Source organism: Paenibacillus sp. G2S3, assembly GCF_030123105.1.
GTDB lineage: Bacteria > Bacillota > Bacilli > Paenibacillales > Paenibacillaceae > Paenibacillus_AQ.
Genome location: NZ_CP126095.1, coordinates 6,164,424 through 6,189,399, shown reverse-complemented (window position 1 = coordinate 6,189,399; position 24,976 = coordinate 6,164,424). Strand labels below are relative to the sequence as shown.

Genomic DNA, 24,976 nt, shown 5'->3' with positions numbered 1-24,976 from the left:
TTTATCTTCAGATTCCAACCGCAAGTGCGGTTATCTAATCAAGGAATCTGAGGATAACAGCGATCGGAAGTCCAATCCTTCTCGGAATGGCTGAACATTCACTCATTACTAACTTTCCAATAGCGAAGACCGTAACAACCCATTTTGAAAGGTGAAGTGACCTATGATAGAACCAAATGTAAAGCAGGATCTGCGTGAAATAGGCAAGAAACTAACTGATCTTAGGGGGTCTCTTTGACTTAGATCTTAAGCAAGAGATGATTTCTAACTTTGAAGAGAAAATGGCGGCTCCAGGATTCTGGGATAATAGTGAGCAAGCACAAAGCGTAATCGCCGAGATGAACGCTGTGAAATCTTCCGTAGATCAATACGAGAAGCTTCAACAGGAATACGATGATGCTGCGATGATGGCAGAGCTTGCGGATGAAGAGGGCGATGAAGATCTGGCAACAGAAATTGGTGAGACGATCAGCAGCTTAGGCAGTAAAGTAGATGAATTCGAGTTGCAATTGCTGCTTAACCAGCCTTACGACAAGCTAAATGCTATCTTAGAGCTTCATCCAGGTGCAGGCGGAACGGAATCCCAAGACTGGGGTCAAATGCTGCTGCGGATGTACACACGTTGGGCTGAGAAACGTGGATTTAAGGTTGAGGTGCTAGATTATTTGCCGGGTGATGAAGCGGGAATCAAGAGTGTTACCCTGCTCATTAAAGGCTTCAACGCCTACGGATATCTGAAAGCTGAAAAGGGTGTACATCGGCTGGTACGGATTTCTCCTTTTGACTCTTCGGGCAGACGGCATACCTCTTTTGTATCCTGTGATGTCGTTCCGGAAATAGCGGATGATGTAGAAGTTGAGATTCGGACTGAGGATCTTAAGATCGATACGTATCGTGCGAGTGGTGCCGGTGGACAGCATATCAATACTACAGACTCTGCGGTACGGATTACTCACTTGCCTTCGGGTGTGGTGGTAACCTGTCAGAACGAACGTTCACAGATCAAGAACCGGGAACAAGCGATGAAGATGCTGCGTTCCAAGCTCTATGAGCGCAAACTGCAAGAACAGCAGCAGCAATTGGATGAGATTCGTGGCGAGCAATCCGATATCGCTTGGGGCAGTCAGATTCGTTCTTATGTATTCCATCCGTATAACATGGTCAAGGATCACCGCACTTCTGTGGAAACAGGTAATGTGGGTGCAGTAATGGACGGAGACCTGGACGCATTCATTGATGGGTACTTGCGTAGCCAGATCAAGGTTGAGGCGGATTAAGGGATTTTTTCGGGAATATAGGAAAGTATAAGCTTACTCCATACTTTATCTTTATATTTTTTAGGGGAAACGGATACCATTCTTCAATATGGATGGAATAGCCGTTTCTTCTTACGTAGAGCAAGATGACACTTTAAGGAGCGCCATGAAATGCAAAAAATCAATTCTCGTAATAAACCCCCGCTGATTCCACTGAATGGACCCGTCCGTCATGTGGTAGATACAACGCTTATTCTGATGGGCTCGCTAATCACGGCACTGGGTTTTAATCTTTTTTTCCTGCCTAATCATATAGCTTCTGGTGGTGTATCGGGTCTTTCTGTATTGGCTGAAGCTTGGTTTGGGGCTGAACCGGCATTTACGCAATGGGCACTTAATATCCCGCTGTTTGTGCTCGGAGTAATCTTCCTGGGGAAACAATACGGCGTTCGCTCGTTGCTCGGGAGCTTTGTGCTGCCGCTCTTTATTTTGTTAACAAAAGATTTACCTACACCTACAACCAATCCACTTTTAGCCTCCATTTATGGCGGTATCTGTGTGGGGGTGGGACTTGGCGTTGTGTTCCGCGGACGGGGCTCAACAGGTGGACTTACGATTTTGGCGCAAATTATTCAAAAGATATCTGGTCTAAGTTTCTCGGTTTCCGTAGTACTGCTGGACGGGACGGTTATTGTACTGGCTGCGTTTATACTTGGTATGGAGCAAGCGCTGTATGCACTGATCGGATTGTTTGTGACAGGTAAGGCCATTAACGCGATAGAGGTAGGCTTCCGTTATACGAAGGTTGCTTATATTATCTCGGACAAGACAGAGGAAATATCTGCGGCGATATTAAATGATCTGGATCGTGGTCTGACAAAGCTGGACGCACATGGCGGGTATACTGGCGATGCACGTACCGTTCTGATGGTAGTGGTAGGTCAAAATGAAGTATCAAGGCTGAAAGCGATTGTCCAATCCGTAGATACAAGTGCATTTGTTATTATTACCGAAGCACATGAAGTGTTAGGCGAAGGATTTAAAAGAGAAGCGTAATCTCTCCTAAGGGGGCGGTAACGCTTCTCTTTTTTTCTAAATGAGGTTATATTTAGGGAGAATAAAGTTCACATATTATGTTGTATTTATATTAATAGGGATGTATAATAATACATATTTCTAAGACGGTATGCATTATATTAAATAATATATTCAGGATAAGCAGGAAGTGGGGATGACAGTGGAAGGCAAGCTGAGGGCGGCGATTGTTGGATCAACGGGTTATGGAGGCGTAGAGCTGATTCGGCTACTACAAAGTCATCCTAAAGTAGAGATTACTTCGGTAATTTCCTCATCTAGTGCAGGGGATGCGATAGAGGAAGGGTTTCCTCATTTGACGGGCATTATTGACCGAAGGCTGGATGGCGTTGATCCGGTGCAGATGGCTGAGCGGGCGGATGTCGTTTTTACGGCTACGCCGTCTGGTGTAAGTGCAAAGCTGGTGCCGCAGCTGCTGGAAGTTGGACTCAAGGTCGTAGATCTATCTGGTGATTTCCGATTGAAGGATGGCGCAGAGTATGAACACTGGTACAAACATACGGCTCCGGCTGATGAATACCTAGAACAGGCTGTATACGGACTTTGCGAGGTATTCGGAGAGCGTGTGGCTGGGGTTGATTTTATATCTAATCCAGGCTGTTATCCTACGGCTACACTTCTTGGACTAATTCCTGCAATTCAGGCAGGCTGGATTAAGCATGGCAGTATTATTATTGATGCGAAATCCGGGGTTACCGGAGCAGGACGCGGAACGAGCCTGATGGTGCATTATGCAGAGATAAACGAGAACTTAAAAACTTATAAAATAAATAAACATCAACATATACCAGAAATCGAGCAGACACTCACGGAGATTGCTGGAGAAAAGGTAACCGTAACGTTCACCACACATCTCGTGCCAATGAGCCGAGGTATTATGAGTACGATGTATGCAGGAATGACTGGCAATTATACGGAGCAGGATTTTGTGGATTTATATCGTGAATATTATGCGGGCAGACCCTATGTGCGGGTGCGCGATGTAGGTGTCGTTCCGGCGACAAAAGAAGTTAGCGGCTCTAATTATTGTGATATCGGATTTGCGACAGATGCTCGTACTGGGCGGGTGACGATAGTCTCCGTTATAGATAACGTTGTAAAAGGTGCGGCAGGTCAGGCAATACAGAACCTTAATTTGATGATGGGATGGGAGGAAACCCTTGGCCTCGGCTACACACCTGTGTATCCATAAGGATCAGCGGTACAAATAACATGAGCGAGATTGAATTATTTACTGCCTTGGAAAGTGGGAGCATTACTTCACCTAAAGGATTTAAGTCCGGAGGACTGCACTGTGGATTAAAAAAAACAGACCGCAACGATCTCGGAGTCATCCTATGTGAGGTTCCAGCTACGGCTGCGGCCGTGTATACAACGAATGTTTTTCAGGCGGCTCCGCTGAAGGTGACGCGAGAAAGTCTTGTGAACGGAACGTTGCGGGCGGTAGTTGTGAACAGCGGGAATGCTAATGCCTGCACAGGTGAACAAGGCGAAGCCGATGCTTATGAGATGCGTGCTGCGGCGGCCCAGCATTTGGGCGTAGAGCTTAATGATGTTGCTGTAGCTTCGACTGGTGTGATCGGTGAGCTGCTGAAGATGGATTGCGTACGCAGCGGTATTGCTGCAATACCAGAAAAGCTGGACGGTGGGGCTGCTGGAGCGGAAGAATTCTGTCAGGCCATACTTACAACTGATTTAGTTAAAAAAGAGGTTGCCGTGAAGGTGCTTGTTGGCGGTGTAGAAGTTATTATTGCTGGAGCCGCGAAGGGCTCCGGGATGATTCATCCTAACATGGCTACGATGCTTGGTTTTATGACTACAGATGCTGATATTTCAGCGGAAGATTTACACAGTCTACTTCGTTCTGCTACGAACGTTACTTTTAATATGATTACGGTTGATGGAGATACAAGCACGAATGATATGTTAGTATCTATGGCCAGTGGGCTTGCAGGTAATGAGAAGCTGACTCGACTGCATCCGGATTGGGACGCTTTTGCCGCAGGGTTTACGTATGTGTGCCAGACGCTTGCCAAAGCGATTGCTCGTGATGGAGAAGGTGCGACTCACCTGATTGAGGTGCAAGTGAATGGTGCTGTTCATGACGAAGCTGCTGCAGCGATTGCCAAGACAGTGGTGGGTTCTAGTCTAGTGAAATCTGCTATTTTTGGAGCGGATGCGAACTGGGGACGGATTATTGCTGCGGTTGGACGCGCGGGTGTGCCAGTATCGCCGGAGCGTGTGAACATTTCGTTAGGTGATATCGAGGTGCTACTGCATTCGAAGCCGGTTGCTTTTGATGAGGAGAAGGCTTTGGCCTATTTGCAAAAAAGTGAAACTGTGCTGATCACTGTAGATTTGCATGATGGAACCGGGAAGGCTACAGCTTGGGGCTGTGACCTAACTTACGATTATGTGCGTATTAACGCTGCATACCGTACCTAATTTGTGGCGGCTTAAGCCCACAAGGGAAGGATACCGAACTTATGACGCTAAATAGCGAGCTTGAACTTATAGATGCATTAGATGGTAGTGGATTGTTTGTGATGAAATGCGGCGGCAGTACGCTGGCTGCTCTTCCTGATTCTTTTTTCGAAGATTTACGAGATTTGCAGCAGGAAGGCATTCAGCCTGTAATTGTTCATGGCGGAGGGCCAGCCATTTCAGAGAATCTAGCAAAGCTGGGCATTGAAAGCAGCTTCGTGAACGGTCTGCGAGTAACCACCGAGGCAGTACTAGATGTCGTAGAGATGACGCTGGCAGGGAGTATCAACAAGGCGATTGTAAGGCGAATTCAAGGAAGTGGCGGTCTAGCTCTAGGGCTATCCGGCATCGATGGAAATATGATTACTGCTAGACCCGTAGCTAATAGCGCTGAAGTAGGTTTGGTAGGCGAAGTAACGGAAGTGAAAGCTGATATCGTAACAGGGATTATAGGTATGGGATATATTCCTGTCATTGCACCTATTGGTGTAGATGCTGCAGGTCAGCGCTACAATATTAACGCAGATACAGCAGCAGGGGCAGTCGCTTCTTATGTAGAGTCTCCCCAAATGATCGTAGTTACAGATGTGCCTGGCATTATGAGTACGGTGGAGGGTCGAAAGGTTGTGCTTCCATCCGTTACCGTACAGGAAATCGAAGCTTTAATTGAAAGTGGAGAAATCTACGGCGGCATGATCCCAAAAGTACGGGCAGCTATCGATTGCATTCAAGGCAGCGTTTCAGAGGTTATTATTGTGGATGGAAAAGAACCGCGGGTGCTTAGCCGAGTACTGCAAGGTGAAGCGATAGGTACACGTATTATTCGTTCGTAGAATCATAGATAATATCATTTAGAGGTGCAGCCTGGTACACAGGAGCACAAGGTGGGAGAGTGACTTAGAATGAGCAAGCTTACACAAGCGGAATTGGATTCGCAAGCAGGGACACAGCAGACCGATACAGCAGGATCAGGTACACCGGATGTTGCAGCAGGCAAGCTGAGCGCGGTATTCCCTTCTTACGCCAGATATGATCTTAGCTTAGTTAAAGGCAAGGGCACCTGGGTATGGGATGATAAGGGCAATAAGTATCTTGATTTCACAAGTGGATTGGCTGTGACCAGTCTAGGTCATGCTCCTGAAAAAGTCGGTGCTAAGCTGAAGGAACAGATCGATACCCTCTGGCATGTCTCGAACCTGTTCCATATTCCTGGACAGGACAAAGTTGCAAACCTTTTGACAGAGAATAGCTGCGCTGATCAAGTGTTTTTCTGCAATAGTGGGGCAGAAGCGAATGAGGCTGCTATTAAGCTGGCTCGTCGTTACCACCAGAAGATTAAAGGTGTGGATCGTTATGAGGTCATCACATTTGAACAATCCTTCCATGGACGTACATTAGCCACACTAACAGCTACAGGTCAGCAAAAGGTAAAAGAAGGATTCCTGCCGCTTCCAGCAGGCTTCAAGACGGTACCCTTGCATGATCTCCCGGCGTTAGAGGCTGCTATCGGGGATCATACCGCTGCTATCATGCTGGAGATGGTGCTTGCAGAGGGTGGCGTGCTAGAGGTAGAGCCTGAGTTTTTGAACGCTGTAGTGGCACTGTGCAAGAAACACGGATTGCTTCTGATTGTAGATGAGGTACAGACAGGTATGGGACGTACAGGCAAGTTGTTCGCTCATCAGCATTATGGAATTGAACCAGATATTTTCACTTTGGCTAAAGGAATTGCTAGTGGGTTCCCAGCGGGCTTAATGCTTGGCAAAGGGTATTTGCGTGAAGCATTCTCACCGGGCAGCCATGCGTCCACCTTCGGGGGAACACCGCTCGCAACAGCGGTTATGGCAGCGACGATTGAGACGATGCTGGAGGATGAGCTTCCACAACGCGCTGAAGAAATGGGTAAATACCTGACAGGTCTTTTGAAAGAGAAGCTGGCGGACTGTTCTTTTGTGAAGGATATCCGTGGTAAAGGACTGTTGATCGGGATTGAATGTCAATCACCAGCGGGCGATATTGTTTTGGCTGGACAAAAGAAAGGCCTGTTGTTCGTGACAGCGGGTCCTAATGTCCTTCGCCTGCTGCCTAATCTATATGTAAGTAAAGAGGAGATCGACCAAGCGGTAGACATCGTCTCCGAACTCATTCATACTTATGCTAAACAAGCAAACGGGGAGGTAAGCTCATGAGTCAGGGCGTACAGAGTAACAAGCACACCATTGCGCAGCAACTGAAAGGCCGTGATTTACTGGAGCTGAACGATTACAGCCCGGAGGAAATTACGTATCTGATTGATTCAGCGATTGAGCTGAAGAAGAAGCAGAAAAATGGCGAAGAATTTCAGCCGCTGAAGGGGAAAACGATTGGTCTTATTTTTGAAAAATCCTCTACTCGTACGCGCGTATCGTTTGAAGTTGGAATGTATCAGCTGGGAGGGCATGCCCTTTTCTTGAGCAAAAATGACATTCAGCTTGGACGCGGTGAAACGGTTGGCGATACAGCACAAGTAATGTCACGTTACCTCGACGGAATTATGATCCGTACCTTCGGCCATGACAAAGTAGAGGATCTGGCTCGTTATGCTTCTATTCCAGTAATCAACGGTCTGAGCGACCTGGCACATCCTTGCCAAGTGCTGGCGGATTACCAAACCATTTATGAGCACAAAGGAAAGCTCAAAGGCCTGAAGCTGGCTTACATCGGCGATGGCAACAATATGGCTCATTCCTTAATGATTGGCGGAGCTAAGCTGGGCGTGGACGTATCTATTGCCGGACCGGAAGGTTATGAGCCGGATGCAGCGGTTGTCGCAGAAGCCCGTGAGATCGCTAAAGAAACCGGAGCAAAGATTGTGGTCACTCGCAGCCCGCAAGAAGCTGTACAAGACGCTGACGTCATCTACACCGATGTGTGGGCGAGCATGGGCTTCGAAGAGGAGCAAAAGGCGCGTGAAGCGGCATTCAAAGACTATCAGGTCAATGAGGAGCTTGTAAAAGGCGCGAAGAGCGATTATCTCTTCCTGCACTGCCTACCAGCCCACCGTGAGGAAGAGGTTAGCACAGGCGTAATTGACGGCCCTAACTCGGTGATCTTTGATCAGGCTGAGAACCGCCTGCATGCGCAAAAGGCTTTAATGGCTGCGCTGATGAGTTAAGGAATCATAGATAATTAGGATTGAATTATATTGGTCTAAGATTATATAAAATACTATATAAGATGAACTTAAAAAGTAGCGTTGGAATTCTGGTGCGGAGCAACGAAGTGAAAGTTTGGAACTGCAGGAGCGTTAGCGTTCGCCTTTATAATCAGATTTCATCTGCGAACGCAGACTGAAATCATAGAAATCTGATTATAACAGCGACCGGAAGTCCAAACATTTCACGCAGTTGCACCTTATCACCGGAGTTCTATAAGCGCATTTTAGCGAATCTTATACCCCCCACACGAAAGGAAGTTGCCACACCATGGCTAAAGAAAAAATTGTACTCGCCTATTCCGGCGGACTAGATACATCCGTTATTTTGAAATGGCTTAAAGAAACTTATGATGCTGAGATCATCGCCTTCACAGCCGATATCGGTCAAAAAGAAGAGCTCGACGGTTTGGAAGAAAAAGCACTAGCTACTGGTGCATCGAAAGTATACATCGACGATTTGCGCGATGAGTTCGCTAGCGACTTCATCTACCCTATGTTCCAATCCGGCGCGCTTTACGAAGGCCAATACTTGCTCGGAACTAGTATTGCTCGTCCGCTAATTGCTAAGCGCATGGTGGATATCGCCATCGCTGAAGGCGCAACGGCTATCGCGCACGGCGCGACAGGTAAAGGTAACGACCAAGTGCGTTTCGAGCTTGGCGTAGCTGCTCTAGCACCAAACATTAAAGTAATCGCACCTTGGCGTCTGGAAGAGTTCCGCAATCAATTCCCGGGTCGTGCGGAAATGATCGCTTATGCGGAAGCTAATGATATTCCGGTACAAGCATCTGCGGCGAAGCCGTATTCGATGGACCGTAACCTGCTGCATATCAGCTATGAGAGCGGCGTATTGGAAGATCCTTGGTTCGATCCAAGTGCACCTGAGAACAAAGGAATGTTCCTACTGAGCAACGCTCCTGAGGATGCTCCGGATGAAGCGGAATATTTGGAGCTCGATTTCGTTAAGGGAGACTGCGTAGCGCTGAATGGTGAGTCCTTAAACCCACTTCAAGTGATGGAGAGACTTAATGAGCTAGGCGGTAAACACGGTATCGGACGTGTGGATATGGTTGAGAACCGTTTTGTTGGCATGAAGAGCCGCGGCGTGTATGAGACGCCAGGTGGAACAATCCTGTTCGTCGCTCATCGCAAAATGGAGTCCATCACGATGGACCGTGAAGTGATGAACCTGCGTGACAGCCTGATCACTCGTTACAGCACTTTGGTGTATAACGGTTTCTGGTTCGCACCAGAGCGTAATGCACTGCAAGCTCTTGTGACGCAAAGCCAGCAAAATGTAACGGGTACTGTTCGTCTTAAACTGTACAAAGGCAACATCATCGGCGCTGGAGTGAAGAGCCCAGTCAGCCTGTACAACCCTGAAATTGCAACGATGGAAGCTGATCCTACACAAGCTTATGATCAAGGGGATGCAACTGGTTTTATCCACTTGAACGCATTGCGCCTTAAAGTTTCTACTGGTGTAAATGGAGCTTCGAAATAGAACGATAACATAAACTTAAACGGGCAAACCCGAAGGCCGTTCCTCCCGTCAGGATAGGAGCGGCCCTCTGGCGTCCAAGAGGAGGAAACTACAGGTGAGCAAGCTTTGGGGCGGACGGTTTACTAAAGGAACAAACAAGCTGGTGGAGGAATATACGGCTTCCATTGGATTTGATAAGGCTTTGGCCAAAGAAGATGTACAAGGCAGTCTGGCGCATGTCACAATGCTGGGCAAATGCGGAATCCTTCCAGAAGAAGATGTGGAGACGATTAAGCAAGGTCTGAACAAAGTATTGGACAAGGTTAACGCTGGAGAAGTTGTTTTCTCCGTAGCGGATGAAGACATCCATATGAATATTGAAAAACATCTGATCGAGGAAATTGGTCCGGTCGGTGGTAAACTGCACACAGGACGTAGCCGTAACGATCAGGTGGCAACGGATATGCACCTTTACCTACGGGGCCGTGTAGTTGAGCTAGTTAGCCTGCTGCATGAATTGCAGGAAGCTTTGATCGAGCAGGCCAAAGATAATGTAGAGACAATTATCCCTGGTTATACGCATTTGCAGCGGGCACAACCGATCCTGTTTGCTCACCACTTGCTGGCTTACGTATCCATGTTCCGCCGCGATGCAGAACGTCTGACGGACAGCTACAAACGGATTAACGTGCTGCCACTCGGAGCAGGGGCGCTTGCTGGAACGACCTTCCCGATTGATCGCCATTTTGTAGCGGAACAACTGGGCTTTGACAGTGTGTATGAGAACAGTCTGGATGCTGTCAGCGATCGCGACTTTATCGTTGAGTTCTTGGCAAATGCAGCGCTTGTTATGACACATCTATCCAGACTCAGTGAGGAATTGGTACTGTGGAGTAGCACAGAGTTTAGTTTCGTGGAGCTGGATGATGCTTTCTGCACAGGTAGCAGCATTATGCCGCAGAAGAAGAACCCGGACGTTCCAGAACTGGTACGGGGTAAAACTGGTCGTGTATACGGCAACCTGATTGGCTTGCTGACCGTACTGAAATCACTGCCACTGGCGTACAACAAGGATATGCAGGAAGACAAAGAAGGCATGTTCGATACCGTTAATACGCTGACTGGTGCACTGCAATTATTCGCGCCGATGATCTCCACCATGAAGGTGAACAAGGGACGTATGCGTGAAGCCGTGAACACGGACTTCTCGAATGCAACGGATATCGCCGACTTCTTGGTAGGCAAAGGTCTTCCTTTCCGCCAAGCACATGAAGTAATCGGAAAAACAGTGCTCTACTGCATTAACGAAGGCAAGTTCCTGCTGGATCTGACGCTGGAAGAGTTCAAGCAATTCTCACCGTTGTTCGATGAGAATATCTATGCTGTTCTCCAACCGGAAGCTGTAGTTAACGCTCGTAACGTTTATGGCGGCACAGCCACCGTTCAAGTGAAAGCTGCAATCGAACGCGCAGAGCAGGCACTGCACGAAGCTAATGAATGGGTAGTAAAACACGGTGACGCTATATTGTAAGTAAAATTAAACATAAATCCCGTCTCGCAATTACCATCTAAGGTATCACGAGGCGGGAGTTTTTTGTTAATCAATCAATTAGTTATTTATTAGAATTGCCATATACGCCATAGAGGAGTAGTCATTTTTCTTAAGCAACTCAATAACCTCGCGTAAGTACAAGGGGTTATGCTCAACCGTCTTGGCAAAGGATTGAATCAGTTTAATCACGTGATCCACCCCGAAATCCTCCTTATGATACCCAGCCATACCGATCAAATGTAATTTGATTAAAGAATAGTGAACAACAAGCAGAATATAGGAATCAAAAATATCCGCATTATTTGTACTTGGGAATAGATTTTTGAACACATAATTCACTAAATAGTTCTCCAGTATATATTCATTTGGCGTCATAAAGGGGGCATAGTACTCACTATGCGCTAGTTGGTATCTTTCTATAATTTTCTCAACTGTCGATGCTTCACTATATTGAATACCTTCAAGTACTTCACTAAGGCATTCCATATATCGTTCACTTACCCCCTGAGACACACGAATATCAACAAGTGCTTTTAGGAGCTGCATTTGAATAGTTGTCGATGTGGAAATATCCGCCAAACCTTCCCGGAAGCTTCCGTCTTTGATCAAGCTGCTATAGGAAAAAATTTGTTGAGGGATCTCATTTAGTCTTCCTTCTAAAAGATAGCCCTGTACTTTTTGATAAAACATTCCGAGGATGATTAATCGATGTGCCATGGAATAATTTCTGTTTTGTAAGACCTGTATTGTGAAAATACGAAGATCCCAAAAATACCCGTTTATTTTGTGCATAGACATTTCACGCTCAGTATCTATTTGCTGAATTATTATATTTCGGACATTTATGGATTCTTCAATCTCATTAAATTGAATACCGTTTGGATTTAACAATACCAAGCGAGCCGTCTCAGGACAAGATAACACGGCGGATTTCTCCAATGATTCATTAACCAGGTTCGTGATCCGAGGATAAGTACTACAAACATTAGATAAGTAGTCCTCTCCTAGTGTCTTTTGTATAGAACATAATTTATCTTCATTTAGAAGAGGACAAGCTGCATCAGAATTCATCACTATTTTTGCATAATTAGTTTTTGTTGGGTTGGAACGATTGCGGTTTATATGTTTGTTCAGTAAAGGTTTCATTTCTCTATCGTTTACATTTTTATACTTCTTATAGGTTTTCTGATCAATATCTACTCGCCAGCCTACGCAGCAAGTATCTTCACAATCAGATCCAATGCAAGAGAACTTCTCTAAGTATTCTGGGACAAGAACAATGCGCTTTTTTTCTATCATGATAGTTTCTCCCTTAAAGTTTAGAATGCCATGTAGGTTTATTATCGGCAGATATCATGATCAAATGAAGATGTACCCGAACTCTGAACCATACACTCTTCAACGGTAGTTAAGCCAATATATCGCCGACTTCTTGGTCGGCAAAGGTCTTCCTTTCCGCCAAGCGCATGAAGTAATCGGAAAAACAGTGCTCTACTGCATTAACGAAGGCAAGTTCCTGCTGGATCTGACGTTGGAAGAGTTCAAGCAATTCTCGCCGCTGTTCGATGAGAATATCTATGCTGTTCTTCAACCGGAAGCTGTAGTTAACGCCCGTAACGTTTATGGCGGCACAGCCACCGTTCAAGTGAAAGCTGCAATCGAACGCGCGGAGCAGGCACTGCACGAAGCTAATGAATGGGTTGTAAAACACGGTGACGCTATTTTGTAAACCGTATCAATACCAAATCTCGCCTCAGACTTTTATAGGTCGCAGGCGGGATTTTTTTATCTAAATGGGCTCTACTTATAACATAACTGGATTTGCAGTGTTCTTTACGGTTATCCTTAGATTAGGGATAGGAGGGTGCGTAAGTATGAGTAGAGAGCAAATCCTAGACGAGCTTAGATCCCAATTAGAACTGGGGAATCATATTATTGGAGTGGCCACAGGTGCGGGAATAACGGCAAAGTATGCGAAGCAGGGTGGAGCAGACTTCCTTCTGATGTTAAACTCCGGTAAATTCCGGCAGATGGGGAGGAGCTCTCTTGCTGGGATTTTGCCATTTTGCAATAGTAATGATATGGTGATGGACTTTGCGTCTAGAGAGATCATCCCTTTGGTCAGAGATATTCCTATTATTTTTGGCCTCAATGCAACCGATCCGACAAAAGATATGGAGAGCTATATCAGTGAAATAAAGAATAAGGGATTTTCCGGAATTAATAACTACCCCACGGTTGGCTTAATAGATGGTCAATTTGGAGAAGCGCTCGAAGAAGAGGGGAATGGTTATCTACTCGAAGTAGAAGCTATAAGAATAGCCCATGAAAAAGATTTGTTTACCATAGCCTTTGTATTTGATGAAATTCAAGCTGCTCAGATGATCGAGGTTGGAGCGGATATTATTTGTGCACATTTAGGCTTAACCGAAGGGGGATTATTAGGAGCTAAAAAAGTATTCTCTTTGGAAGCTGCCAAGGCTAAGGCGGACAAGATTTTTGATACATGCAATGCGCTAAAGCCAGATTTAATTAAATTGGTTTATGGTGGTCCCGTGAAAACGCCAATTGATGTGCAGTATATGTACAGTAATAATCAAAACTTGATGGGGTATATCGGAGGCTCTGCTTTTGAAAGAATTCCCTCGGAGAAGTCCATTACGAATATAACCAAAGCTTTTAAAGTGTCGGGGACGCTGGATGAAGATGATTTTATGGTCAAAATGTTAGACGGCATCACAAAGCACTATGATTATGTTGAATTTGTAAAAGAATACGTAGCTCAAAATTATAGGAATGAGATCTTGTTTGCAGATTTAGCTAAGGTGGCGCATGTATCCCGAAGTTACTTAAGTAGCTTGTTTACCAAAAAAGTAGGCTGCAGCTTCCAAACGTATCTCGTACAATTTCGGATGGATAAGGCGGCAGAAATATTACATAGAGACCCTATCCAGTTATCTGAGCTAGCGCCGTTAGTTGGATACCAAGACTATGCGCAGTTTAGCAAAATGTTTAAGAAGTACAAAGGGTACTCTCCAAAACAATATAAATCTAACATAAACACAAAAACATAAGACATAAAAGCGTTTTCATTGATAAACCAAAGAAGTATGATTAACTCATAAGTTGATCATGCTTTTTTGTTGTAGATATTTGAAGAGGAGGTTGAAGAAATGAAGACGATTGCCATTGCCGGAACTTTTGACACCAAGGGTGAAGAATATCTCTACATTAAAAATTTGCTGGAAAGCTTGGAGCTAGGTACATTTACGATTCATACGGGTGTGTTCGAACCCACTTTTACACCGGATATCTCTAACCGAGAAGTAGCAGCAGCCGCGGGTGTAAGTATAGATGAGCTCGTTGCCAAGAAAGATAGGGCACTAGCAACAGAATTATTAGCCAAAGGTATGGAAAAATTAGTACCTGAATTATATAAGCAAGGCAAATTTGATGGAATTATCTCCTTTGGGGGCACTGGAGGAACTTCACTTGTAACCCCTGGTATGCGGGCATTACCTATTGGTGTACCTAAAGTGATGGTTTCGACCGTAGCTTCAGGGAATACTGCTCCATATGTAGGCACTAGTGATATTGTCATGATGCCATCGGTTGTAGATGTTGCTGGACTGAACTCCATTTCAACAAAGATTTTTACCAATGCAGCCTTCGCCATCGCCGGTATGCTTAAATTTGAGAATAAACAAGTGATAGAGAAAAAACCATTAGTAGCTACAACAATGTTTGGGGTAACAACCCCCTGTGTGACGGCGGCCCGTAACTATCTTGAGGCTAGAGGATATGAAGTGCTTGTATTCCATGCAACAGGTGTAGGTGGCCAGTCCATGGAAGCGCTAATCGAGGCTGGTTTTATTGAAGGCGTATTGGATCTGACCACAACAGAATGGGCGGACGAAATTATTGGTGGTGTGCTAAATGCTGGACCTCATCGGTTAGAAGCTGCTGGAAAACATCATATTCCACAGGTTGTGTCGGTAGGTGCACTTGATATGTGTAACTTTGGCCCTTATGATACGGTACCCGAGAAATTTGCTGGACATAAGTTCTATAAGCATAACCCTACAGTTACTTTGATGAGAACAACGGTAGAAGAGAATGAAGCCATCGGCAAGAAGCTTGTCGAGAAATTAAATATGGCCAAAGAAAAAACGGTATTAATGTTGCCTCTTAAAGGGATATCCGGCATTGATGTTGCAGGGGAAGCTTTTTATGGCGTAGAGGAAGATCAAATGTTATTTGATACCTTAAGAAATGGTGTGAACAGAAATGTTGTCGAGGTTATCGAAATGGATTGTGCCATTAATGATGTGGAGTTTGCAGAAGCAGCAGCGCAGAAGCTAATAGATCTCATGAGCAAATAACACTAACACAGAACATTTTAATAATGATGGAGGCGTTACACATGAACAAAAATACAAGAACTGAAATCATGGCGAAGTTTAGAGAAGAAGTAGCAAATGGAAAAATTCTTTTAGGTGTTGGGGCTGGCACAGGGATTACTGCAAAAAGCAGTGAAGCTGGCGGAGCGGATATGCTGATTGTTTATAATTCAGGAAGATACAGAATGGCAGGTCGTGGATCACTCGCGGGGTTATTATCTTATGGAGATGCCAACCAAATTGTAGTCGAAATGGGCTCTGAGGTTTTACCTGTTGTGAAAAATACTCCCGTATTAGCAGGCGTATGTGGAACGGATCCTTTTAGAGTGATGGAGGTTTATTTAAAACAACTTAAGGAACAAGGTTTCAGCGGCGTGCAAAACTTCCCAACCGTTGGTTTGATCGATGGCGTATTCAGACAGAACCTGGAAGAGACAGGAATGGGATATGGTTTAGAAGTAGATATGATTAGAGCAGCACACGAATTGGATATGCTCACCACTCCTTATGTATTTGATCCTGAGCAAGCTAAGGCCATGGCAGAAGCAGGTGCAGATATTTTGGTGGCACATATGGGCTTAACTACCAAAGGTACGATTGGAGCTAAGACCGCTCTTACTTTAGATGATTGTGTAGAAAGAATTGAAGCGATTATTAAAGCAGGGAAAGCAGTAAATCCAGATATTATGGTTATTTGCCACGGTGGACCGATTGCTGAGCCAGAAGATGCGGCGTATGTAATTGAACGGACAGAAGGTATAGACGGATTCTTCGGTGCATCCAGTATTGAGAGATTTGCTGCTGAAAAAGGGATCACAGAACAGACTGGATTATTTAAAAAAATCACCAAACAAGCATAAATGCCTTCGGCGTCCTTATAAGGACGGTAAGCAATTAAGCGAGAAATATAAGGATAAAGTAGTGTGAAACTTATACTCTATCCTTATATTTTAAAAGAACCCTCGGAAGAGGGTAATCTTATTAGAACAGATATTAAAGGTGTAGCTTATGGCTGCACCTTTTTGTTGTCTATTAGAAGAAGCTAGTTATTACTTAACGGCAGCCAAGCCAATATATCGCGGATTTTGGCATCCCAATAGCCCCATTCATGGTTGCCAGGACCTTCATCGTAGGTGAAATCAAGGGAGGTTGCTCGGCACGCATCGCGGAATTTCAAGTTATCTGTGTACAGGAAATCTTCTGTGCCACAGCATTGATACAGCGCTGGTTTCGGTCCCGTGGAGCGGTTCACTTCCTCAAGCAGCCATAGAAGATCTTCGGGCGTTCCGGCGATATCTTCTGTTCCGAAGATCATCTCGTATTCTTTGCTTTTGACGGTAGGATCTTCCGCGTTCATAAAATTATGCGCCATATCGAGTGCTCCTGACAGACTCGCTGCCGCTACAAAAGACTCCGGTTTACGCAATCCCAGCTTGATCGCCCCGTAACCACCCATCGATAGTCCAGCTACAAAGTTCTCCTCACGTTTATCTGACAGTGGGAAAAACGAGCGCGCAAGCATTGGCAACTCTTCACTAATAAAGGTCCAATAACGGCCGCCAACCGCCATATCCGTGTAGAAACTGCGATGCACATTCGGCATAACTACAGCTATTCCCATCTCTGCTACATATCGTTCTATAGAAGTCCGGCGAAGCCAGATCGAATCATCGTCTGACAAACCGTGCAGCAAATACAGCGTAGGGTGAAGTTCGCCTCTAGTTACGTTGCTCATCCCGATTTGTGTGGTTGTTTTTTGCGGCAAAATTACAGTCATTGAGGTATTCAAACCTAGTACTTCCGAATAAAATTTGCACTCTATTAAAGCCATTTCATCCATCCCCTCTCTTTCCAAATGATAGCACAGAGAAAAAGTGAGAGATATTGTAGAAATATCTGAATTATAAGGGTTTTGAGGATTGCTGTAGCTGGATATGAGAGAATATAATGGAAGTAGAAAATTAAGGAAAAAACGTGCAAATATGAAAGCATTCTCGTAGGCGGGAGGTAAAAAGTAGGATGAAATCAGGCTTAAAGCAGGAAAAAGGATTTACATTGATCGAAGTGCTAGCTGCTATTGTGATCTTATCGATAGTTTCACTGGTACTTACGTCTTACTTTACAAACGCCATGAGTTACTCTAAATCGAACCAGAACAAGACGATTATGGTCAATCTGGCGCGGAACGCGCTTTTTTATGTGGAGAAGCAGGATTTTAAGGAAATGAGTAATTTTTTTGTAACAGGTCCATTAGAGCATAAGAATATTGTAGATGCAGGTGGGAAACTGCCCATGATTAAGGCTTCTGAGTGCACGACGAATATAACGTGTGTTTATAGCAATATTTTTGTGAATTCAGGAGCACTACCAGATGTATTAAATCCAGTCATTAACAACATCAAATATGAGATTAATATTCGCTACCAGTCCCAACTTCATCAGGAGATGCAAGAGGGAAAGGATAGTGGTGGAGGGGTCGATACCCGCAAGAGCGAGATGGCACCTTATCTTATCCCTGTCGAGGTAGAAGTTAGTGGTAATGGTGGGCCTGGTGGAACAGCTTATACTACGGTGGTGGAGGGATATATTACGGATGAGAAGATTCGCTGACCGCCTAAAATACCAGCAGGGCTTCACACTGATTGAGATGATCGCCGCAATTACCCTCTTCGCTATGGTTGCAGGAATGATTTCTATGGTGATGATGTTCGGTTTTCGCAGCTATCATAAAATAACGATTGAGAACTCACTTCGTGAGGAAGCAGATTTGATTATGTCATCTATCATTAATGAATTATATGTATTCGGGCCTACTAGAGTGGAGAATACGACAGATGGATTGAATTTGATAAAGGATTCAGATGGTGTGATATCTACGCGAACTATTCAATTTGTTACTTCTGAGGGCGCGGTAGGTGGCATTACCACACTTACCATTAATAGTGTCATAAACGATCCTCGTACCTCAATTCATTCCGATCTATCTGGTTCTACGATTGTTTCAACCAATTCTAATGGTACGGGTTGCAAGGCTAATGTATCTTGTAGAAGCGGACTGGTCGATATAAAACTACTTCTAACTCAGCATTACGATGGAAGGACATATGATATGGAGATGGTGAGCAAATTTGGTTTTTAGGAGGAATCACATAATGATGGGACAACCTACCAGGTCTGCCTATGTCAAGAAAGCATATATCAAGTTAAACCGTTTAAAGGAAGAGAGAGGATCGGCACTTGTATTGGTAATGTTCATTCTACTACTTCTTACTATTCTTGGATTGAGTGTACTTAGTGCTACAGTGGGCGGTGCACAACGGACGGAGACGCGTAAAAATGATGTGCAAAGTCTACATTTAGCTGAAAAAACGCTTGATGAGGCTGTTGCGTATATTACATCGAGCTTAAATAAAAAGATAGAGAGTAATATAGATATGAGCCAAGAAGACTTGGATCAGGCTATAAAGAATTTTTTGGCTACACTTCCAATCACACTTCCAGATACACTTTCGGCAGGCCTTAAGACAAGTACAGATTTAGCAAACGCCAGTGGGAAAATAAGTGGAATTACATATGGGGTAGAGGCAACGATTGGAAATGGACAGTTGGTCAGATACATAGTGACTATCAAATCGGAGGCTGAAGTTAACGGGGTCAAGCGTAACCTTAAGCAAAGGGTGTTTATAGACACTTTTCCAGATTTTCTTAAATACACTATAGGGTCAGAAAAGAATCTTACAATTAATGGAGCTCCATTAATTATTGGGAATATTTACGCAGGAGATACACTAATTATCAGCGACAAGGCTGAATACATCTATAGAAAGAACGGTGGTTCAATAGTATCACGTCCCTTTGAGCTGGATGGGGAGGCGCATGTCCAATCCCTTGATAAACTAATTTATAGGGAAGCTGGAAAAAGTGATATAAAGGCTTCTGATATTACAGAAGAAACTTCTATGAATGGCAAGATTCCTCAAGATAAGGTGGGAATTAGAAACCGTCGTACATTTGTAGAAGTCAATGTAGAGAGCTCCTTTTTGGATAAAGTGGCGGAAGCAATAGGGACGGGGGCTGACAGAACTACGATTAGGAATAAGCTTGCTGAAGGCAAACTAGCATCCTATTTAGCAGGTATGAATCTTTATAATTTTGACGCTATTGATCAGGTTGACTTGATCAAACCAGTTCTTAGGGATGATTCGCCTGACGCTCAGAAGGAATTTGTTGAGAAGATGGTGGAATACAATGAAACAGTAAACATTATAAAGCAACCAACCAAATCTGTAATTTATAAAGGAGATCTGGATCTGGACGGAAGTGGAGACTTTCCGGGTATTTTATATTCAGTAGATGACAAAAACACAACACCATCTCGTAAGTGGTTCATTGTAGACGGAAATCTAATCATTGATAATTATGGTAATAACCAACCAGTGCAGATACGTGCTAATATTTTGGTAACTGGAAAGGTAGAAATTAGAGGGAACGTTCAAATTGATTCCACCATGTTTGTACTTAAAGAACCCTCGACTATTAATGGGATCCTCGAACATACTACATTGGTGGAAGATGCAACCCTTCAAGGCTTGGGTGATAAGGAACTAGTATTGATCTCCCGTGGGCCAATACTAATTAATCGCTTGGCCGCCTTCAGTAACACTCCTACTCAGTTAGATGCCTTTTTCTATACAGATTCTGAAGCCGATTTATATGGTGTAGGATCTATGTTCTCGCTTAGCGGAGGATTCTTTGCAAAGGGCAATCTTACTATAAATGCTGTGCGGGGAACAGCTGTAGGGAAAGACAATGAAATTGTAATAGACAACAACAGCAAGTTAATCCGGTTCAAGGCAGCTTATAACGATAAGATCTTTGAAGATCAGAAGGCTGGGCTTCCCCGTGTGAAGTCAGTGAATATTAGCGTAGAGGACATGCAGTTGGAGTAGGCTATGATATAAATGTGGAATATAAAACCCCCGAGTCGCAGTATCTTTGCGACTCGGGGGTTCTGCCTTTAGTAACGATCTTCGTTCTCTACAATTACTTCTACAGAGGCTTGGATTTTAGGGTCTTCAATATACGAAACAGTAATAGTGGCTTTCCCCTTCTTTAGACCGGTTATTTTACCATCACCTGAAACCGTCAGGATGGCTGTGTTGCTGCTTGTCCAGAGGAGTTTATCTTTAAAGTCATTTTTGATTAAGCTTTCTGGCCAAAGTACAAGACCGTTATTAAATAAATCTCTGGAATTATCCGGTCCAACTCCTATTTTGAATGGCGCGGGTAAGGATAGGTTAGTTAATTTAACACCAATTGCTATTTCTTTAAAGGCTTCAATAACAGGGGAGGATCCTTTTACAATCACTTTGACCTTGACTGATTTGGTAAACACGTTGCCCTTTAACTTTATAGTTTTGTTATCAGGGGTAGGGACGTATGTTGCATAATTACTTCCATCCCCTTCCAGGCTCCATACGTATTCAACCGGATCGGAATTCTCTACAGGTTGAACGACAGACACATTTAACGGTATTTCATTTCCGATGTTTACAAAAGAATCCCCATTAATTTGTATCTCACGAACAGGATTTGTAATTGTAACGGTATGTTCTTTTGAATAGATAGCACCGTTAGGCTTCCGATCAGTTTTGACTGTGGCCACAATTGTCACTGATCCAGATCGATTAGCCAGCAAGGTTGCTTTACTTCCAATAGATGGATCGGTATTTTTAGTTATTGTAGCATTGGCTGAATTCGCCCCTGGTTTGATGGACCATTCGTAGCCAATTATGGTTTCATCAAAGGGCTCATAACTAGCTTCGAAGGGAACTTTCTCACCGACTATAGCGTCCTTAGCTCCTGTAATCGTTAAATCAGCTGAAACGACTTTTACTTTTGCAGTAGTAAAGACGTGGCTACCATCGCTTCTTACATCTCTAGCTGTAACCACTAATGTTGCTTCTCCGGCTTTTAGACCTCTTATTACTCCGGTGTCACTAATAGAGACTATATCCAGCTGTTTAGACAACCAACTGACTTCTTTGTTGTTGGCATCTTCAGGTGTTATGACCGGTAGCAGTTTCAGTTCACTGTCTACCCGAATCACTGTATCTTGAAGTTGAATATTCGCTACTTTAACGATAGCTTCAAAGGAAATCGGAGAGAAACTTATTGTTACCCGTTCTCGGGTGACTGGTGTAGGGTTCGGTAAATCTCCGGTGAATGGAGACAGATCGATACTGTGCCCACCATTATAACCTGAGATTGATTTTCCGATAAATGAGCCAACAATATCACCAGTGAAAGATATATTTGCTAATGGAGCCAGAACAGTACCATATAATTTGTATCCGCGTAGGCTAAATGATGTTGCTTCATAAAAATTGTATAACACGTTTTTACTGCTTACACCTGTAAGGGTGTTGGTGCCATTGCTGATGGTTACATTTTCCCCGGAAATATTGACAACAGTAGTGGAAGTGTTTGGAGTATCAATGCTCAGGCTATTAATACTTCCATTGGTTGGATTTAAATGAAATACGTTAAGTTTAGGATCGGTTCCCTTTAGAGTAATGGTCTGATACAGATCGGTTGATTTGGACGTCTCCGGTATTGCTGCATAATACAATGAACGATTTTTAAGTTTTTTCCCAACCTCAGTAAAATCAATATAGTTGTTTTTATGCTGAGTTTGATTAATAAGGTAGGCTGGAGCCGTTATATTGCCACCGTAATAGGCCATCCCTTTCATTGAACCACCATTTAAGGTCAAGTTTCTACCTGCCACAACAGTTGCAGTAGTATCGGCATTTGTTAATGAACCTCCTAAACTAAATGATGCAATATTTATATTCCCACCTGCTGCTATACGCCAATTATTTGTGAATCCATTGTTTGGAAAATCAATGTTCTCTAGCATAAAGATTGAATAATCATTAGCTATACCCAGTGATGAGACTGGAGCATTGGAGCCAGGGAATGAAGATGTCGCTGCATGGATTTCATCATAATAAATCCTAGAATTATCCAATAGGTATGTCTTCTTTTCTTGTGGAATTGCAGTAAGACTAAAAGTGTTAGCAGAATTGTTTATCGGTGTATAAGATTTGACGTTGTTACTTTCTGTTAACTTATAGTTAATGTTCCCTAAATTTTTAGATAGAGTATATCCCTCGATTAAAGTACCGCTTTTACTCATGCCTTCTGGAAGAGGATCACTAAATTCCAGATTAGGCGGAAATTTCTCTTCAAATTGAACGTTTGAGATCACTAGATCTTCAATCCCTTGCTCACCTGGATCAACAGCAAGATAAGGAACAGCGTTTGGCGTTACTGTGTACGTAAAAGTGATCGGATTCCCTTTCTCAACAGTAGAGTTAGACTGTGTACGTTGAATCGTAAGGTTTGATTCGATTTTTTGAACGGTTACATTTATAGTTTTAGTAGAGATTGCACCTTGTCTGTCCCTGGCAGTAATCTCAATTTGAAGATTTCCACCTGCAGGAAGAGGATTGTTAAAAGTTTGCGTAACGGTCTCTCCAGATAAAATTGCTTTCTCGTTCATTGTATAGCCGGTAATTACATTATCGTTTTGTTTAAACTTAATACTGGTAAATAGGTTCTTGTCTTTCAAATCCCAGTCATCGACTGTATAGCTGACGACCAGTTGGTTCTGGTAAGAAGGTTTAATGCTTTTGTCCATAGGTGTATGCACAGTAATTTCTGGAGCATGATTGGCACCTGTAAATGCACGGTACATCGTGTTTACGAACAACTTTTGTTCCCATTTTGGGAAAGAGGTTGCTTGAGTTCTATTATAAGATGTTCCGATGATGTGTCCGGTTCCTGAGTAAGTCACATTTCCTTTAGAATACGTATAGTAATGGTTCCAGCTATCATTGCTATCCCGGTTACTACCAGTGATATTGTACCAAGGGGTTACTGAGGGGTCCTCTAAGTCAAGGGTGAAATATTGATTATGTGTACTGGCTACGGTATTCCTACCATCTTGAACACTTAAATTAAAAGGATATTGTGTGAGTAACCCATCATTCACAGGAGTAATAGATGTTGATGTGCTTGGAGCATTTAATCCCAAGTTGGTCTGAGGGGTGGTTTGACCGGTAATTCCTTGGAACTTCTTCGTCCATTGGCTGCTATTGTTGTTGCTGGTATTAATATAAATAGTATCGTGAGTGAACATGGCAGATTGTTTAGTTTCATTTATGAATTTTAATACAGCATCCGCCGAAAGTTCGTTAATTGGAGCTTTTTCATTGTATATATCCCGGAATCCAAACAGGAGCATGTCGTATGTGCCGTTCAAACCGTATTTTGGTGTAGAGCTTTCCTTATTCTTAATGTAATCGTTGAATTGAGTCATTGTTTTTGTATCGATAACCAGTTCGTAGTCTTTGTCTAGGCTATTTAGAAAACTGGAATCCATAACTAATTCATTATTAATGAGTTGGCTGTCATTATTTCCATCAGGTAATATCTGCAATACATTAACCAGCGTCTTCTTACCCTTAAATTGAATAGAGCCGGTAGTGAAATCACTTAGAACTTTTTGATTCAAAGAATCTACTGCCTCTAGCTTCCAATATAATAGACCTGAATAAGTCTTAGGAAGCTTATATTTGATTTCACCGATTGCCGAAGTGCTCAAGGACGTAGTAGCAACGACTTGATCTTCAGTCATTTTTATGGACTTATCTAAGCCCAGATAGAGCTTAACAAGTATAGGATTCGTTCCTAAATTAACATTTGAAACATTGAACTTGAATGTGAGCTCGTCGCCGGGCGTATAGATCTTGGGCACAGTCGCACCGTATTCGATAATTTGACTCTTGTTAGTAATCTCTAGTTGAGGTCTTTGCTTCATTTTGGATAAATAAGTGGAATTACTTTTTTTCAATTCGGAGATAAAGGCATTTAACTCAGAGTCATTACAGAATAGAACATTGGATTTTGGGGTTAATGCCTGGTATGTATTAAAGGTATTATATAAAATTCCGTTCTGTGTTGGAGCTAAGAAGGGCTGCTTGTGGAAAATTACATATAACCCTTTATTAATAAAATAATCGGTAATTTCTTTTGCTTTTAAATTAGTTATGTCGTTCATGACTGCCTTGGTATTATGATCTTTTCCGGAGACCCCATTTGTACTGTAAGTCCCCTTCCCGATATAAACCGCATCGTATCGCCCGTCCAGATCATCTCGCAGAGCTACAAAGCGCTTCATACTCATCGTATCAATCGTAAAATTAGCTAATCCTGAGGTTAAAGAAGCAAGCTCACTAACCCCACTCTCCGTAATCTCCAACATTCGAATCTGATAATCATTTGAACTGGCTTCGACATTCGTGAAGTGATCTTTGAGTGGCAGAACAAGCAGAAGGAGAAGCAAGATCGTTACTGTAAAAAGATAGATCCGTTTGTTACTGGCAAATTTCATGTTCATCTCTCCCTGATTGTTAACTATTGGTAGATATGGTCGAATCGTAT

18 protein-coding genes and 1 pseudogene are annotated in these 24,976 nt (G+C 43.5%); 16 read left to right on the top strand and 3 right to left on the bottom strand.

The window, feature by feature from the left end; genetic code table 11:
- Positions 1–163: 163 nt before the first annotated feature.
- The 9 genes from prfB (at position 164) to argH (ending at position 11,045) form a co-directional block, all read left to right on the top strand.
- Positions 164–1,277, top strand: a protein-coding gene (gene prfB, locus QNH28_RS27425; RefSeq protein WP_283909308.1) for a peptide chain release factor 2 whose coding sequence is annotated in 2 segments (ribosomal slippage) — positions 164–235 and positions 237–1,277 — 1,113 coding nt in all. Because the reading frame shifts where the segments join, the coding sequence is not laid out codon by codon here.
- A gap of 150 nt (positions 1,278–1,427) precedes the next feature.
- Positions 1,428–2,312, top strand: a complete 885-nt coding sequence (locus QNH28_RS27420) for a YitT family protein (protein WP_283909307.1) — start codon at positions 1,428–1,430, stop codon at positions 2,310–2,312.
- 175 nt (positions 2,313–2,487) lie between these two features.
- The gene (gene argC, locus QNH28_RS27415; RefSeq protein WP_481858416.1) at positions 2,488–3,543 is read left to right on the top strand and encodes an N-acetyl-gamma-glutamyl-phosphate reductase; all 1,056 of its coding nucleotides are present in this window, start codon (positions 2,488–2,490) and stop codon (positions 3,541–3,543) included.
- A 20-nt stretch (positions 3,544–3,563) separates the two neighbouring features.
- Positions 3,564–4,796: a bifunctional ornithine acetyltransferase/N-acetylglutamate synthase gene (gene argJ, locus QNH28_RS27410; RefSeq protein WP_283909306.1), complete on the top strand. Its 1,233-nt coding sequence runs from the start codon at positions 3,564–3,566 to the stop codon at positions 4,794–4,796.
- A 41-nt stretch (positions 4,797–4,837) separates the two neighbouring features.
- On the top strand, positions 4,838–5,668 hold the full coding sequence (gene argB, locus QNH28_RS27405) for an acetylglutamate kinase (protein WP_042192361.1): 831 nt from the start codon (positions 4,838–4,840) through the stop codon (positions 5,666–5,668).
- Between the two features lie 69 nt (positions 5,669–5,737).
- Positions 5,738–7,024, top strand: coding sequence for an acetylornithine transaminase (locus QNH28_RS27400; RefSeq protein WP_283909305.1), 1,287 nt, complete (start codon positions 5,738–5,740; stop codon positions 7,022–7,024).
- A complete protein-coding gene (argF, locus tag QNH28_RS27395; protein WP_036678521.1) occupies positions 7,021–7,989 on the top strand; it encodes an ornithine carbamoyltransferase in 969 nt (322 codons plus the stop codon). Before QNH28_RS27400 ends, argF begins: the two co-directional genes overlap by 4 nt.
- 310 nt (positions 7,990–8,299) lie before the next feature.
- Positions 8,300–9,535, top strand: a complete 1,236-nt coding sequence (locus QNH28_RS27390; RefSeq protein WP_283909304.1) for an argininosuccinate synthase — start codon at positions 8,300–8,302, stop codon at positions 9,533–9,535.
- Positions 9,536–9,629: 94 nt separating this feature from the next.
- On the top strand, positions 9,630–11,045 hold the full coding sequence (gene argH, locus QNH28_RS27385) for an argininosuccinate lyase (protein WP_283909303.1): 1,416 nt from the start codon (positions 9,630–9,632) through the stop codon (positions 11,043–11,045).
- 78 nt (positions 11,046–11,123) lie between these two features.
- Here the strand turns inward: argH and fliB are convergent, their stop codons facing one another.
- A complete protein-coding gene (fliB, locus tag QNH28_RS27380) occupies positions 11,124–12,365 on the bottom strand; it encodes a flagellin lysine-N-methylase (RefSeq protein ID WP_283909302.1) in 1,242 nt (413 codons plus the stop codon).
- Positions 12,366–12,486: 121 nt separating this feature from the next.
- Here fliB and QNH28_RS27375 point away from each other — a divergent pair.
- The 4 genes and pseudogenes from QNH28_RS27375 to QNH28_RS27360 all read left to right on the top strand — a co-directional run.
- Positions 12,487–12,795, top strand: a pseudogene (locus QNH28_RS27375) (argininosuccinate lyase); the annotation flags it as partial.
- Positions 12,796–12,940: 145 nt separating this feature from the next.
- Positions 12,941–14,140, top strand: coding sequence for a phosphoenolpyruvate hydrolase family protein (locus tag QNH28_RS27370; protein ID WP_283909301.1), 1,200 nt, complete (start codon positions 12,941–12,943; stop codon positions 14,138–14,140).
- Between the two features lie 99 nt (positions 14,141–14,239).
- A complete protein-coding gene (locus tag QNH28_RS27365; RefSeq protein WP_042131317.1) occupies positions 14,240–15,448 on the top strand; it encodes a Tm-1-like ATP-binding domain-containing protein in 1,209 nt (402 codons plus the stop codon).
- 41 nt (positions 15,449–15,489) lie between these two features.
- Positions 15,490–16,326: a phosphoenolpyruvate hydrolase family protein gene (locus QNH28_RS27360; protein WP_042192344.1), complete on the top strand. Its 837-nt coding sequence runs from the start codon at positions 15,490–15,492 to the stop codon at positions 16,324–16,326.
- 182 nt (positions 16,327–16,508) lie between these two features.
- Here the strand turns inward: QNH28_RS27360 and QNH28_RS27355 are convergent, their stop codons facing one another.
- Positions 16,509–17,297 carry an alpha/beta hydrolase gene (locus tag QNH28_RS27355; protein WP_283909300.1) on the bottom strand — a complete coding sequence of 263 codons (789 nt, stop codon included), beginning with the start codon at positions 17,295–17,297 and terminating at the stop codon, positions 16,509–16,511.
- A 188-nt stretch (positions 17,298–17,485) separates the two neighbouring features.
- On the opposite strand from QNH28_RS27355, the gene QNH28_RS27350 reads away from it, so the two are divergent.
- Genes QNH28_RS27350 through QNH28_RS27340 form a run of 3 tightly spaced genes read left to right on the top strand, consistent with a single transcriptional unit; the run spans position 17,486 to position 20,415 of the window.
- On the top strand, positions 17,486–18,076 hold the full coding sequence (locus QNH28_RS27350) for a type IV pilus modification PilV family protein (RefSeq protein ID WP_283909299.1): 591 nt from the start codon (positions 17,486–17,488) through the stop codon (positions 18,074–18,076).
- Positions 18,060–18,605, top strand: a complete 546-nt coding sequence (locus QNH28_RS27345) for a prepilin-type N-terminal cleavage/methylation domain-containing protein (protein WP_283909298.1) — start codon at positions 18,060–18,062, stop codon at positions 18,603–18,605. Before QNH28_RS27350 ends, QNH28_RS27345 begins: the two co-directional genes overlap by 17 nt.
- Before the next feature lie 13 nt (positions 18,606–18,618).
- Positions 18,619–20,415 carry a hypothetical protein gene (locus QNH28_RS27340; RefSeq protein ID WP_283909297.1) on the top strand — a complete coding sequence of 599 codons (1,797 nt, stop codon included), beginning with the start codon at positions 18,619–18,621 and terminating at the stop codon, positions 20,413–20,415.
- A gap of 68 nt (positions 20,416–20,483) precedes the next feature.
- Here the strand turns inward: QNH28_RS27340 and QNH28_RS27335 are convergent, their stop codons facing one another.
- Positions 20,484–24,926: a choice-of-anchor A family protein gene (locus QNH28_RS27335; RefSeq protein WP_283909296.1), complete on the bottom strand. Its 4,443-nt coding sequence runs from the start codon at positions 24,924–24,926 to the stop codon at positions 20,484–20,486.
- Positions 24,927–24,976 lie beyond the last annotated feature (50 nt).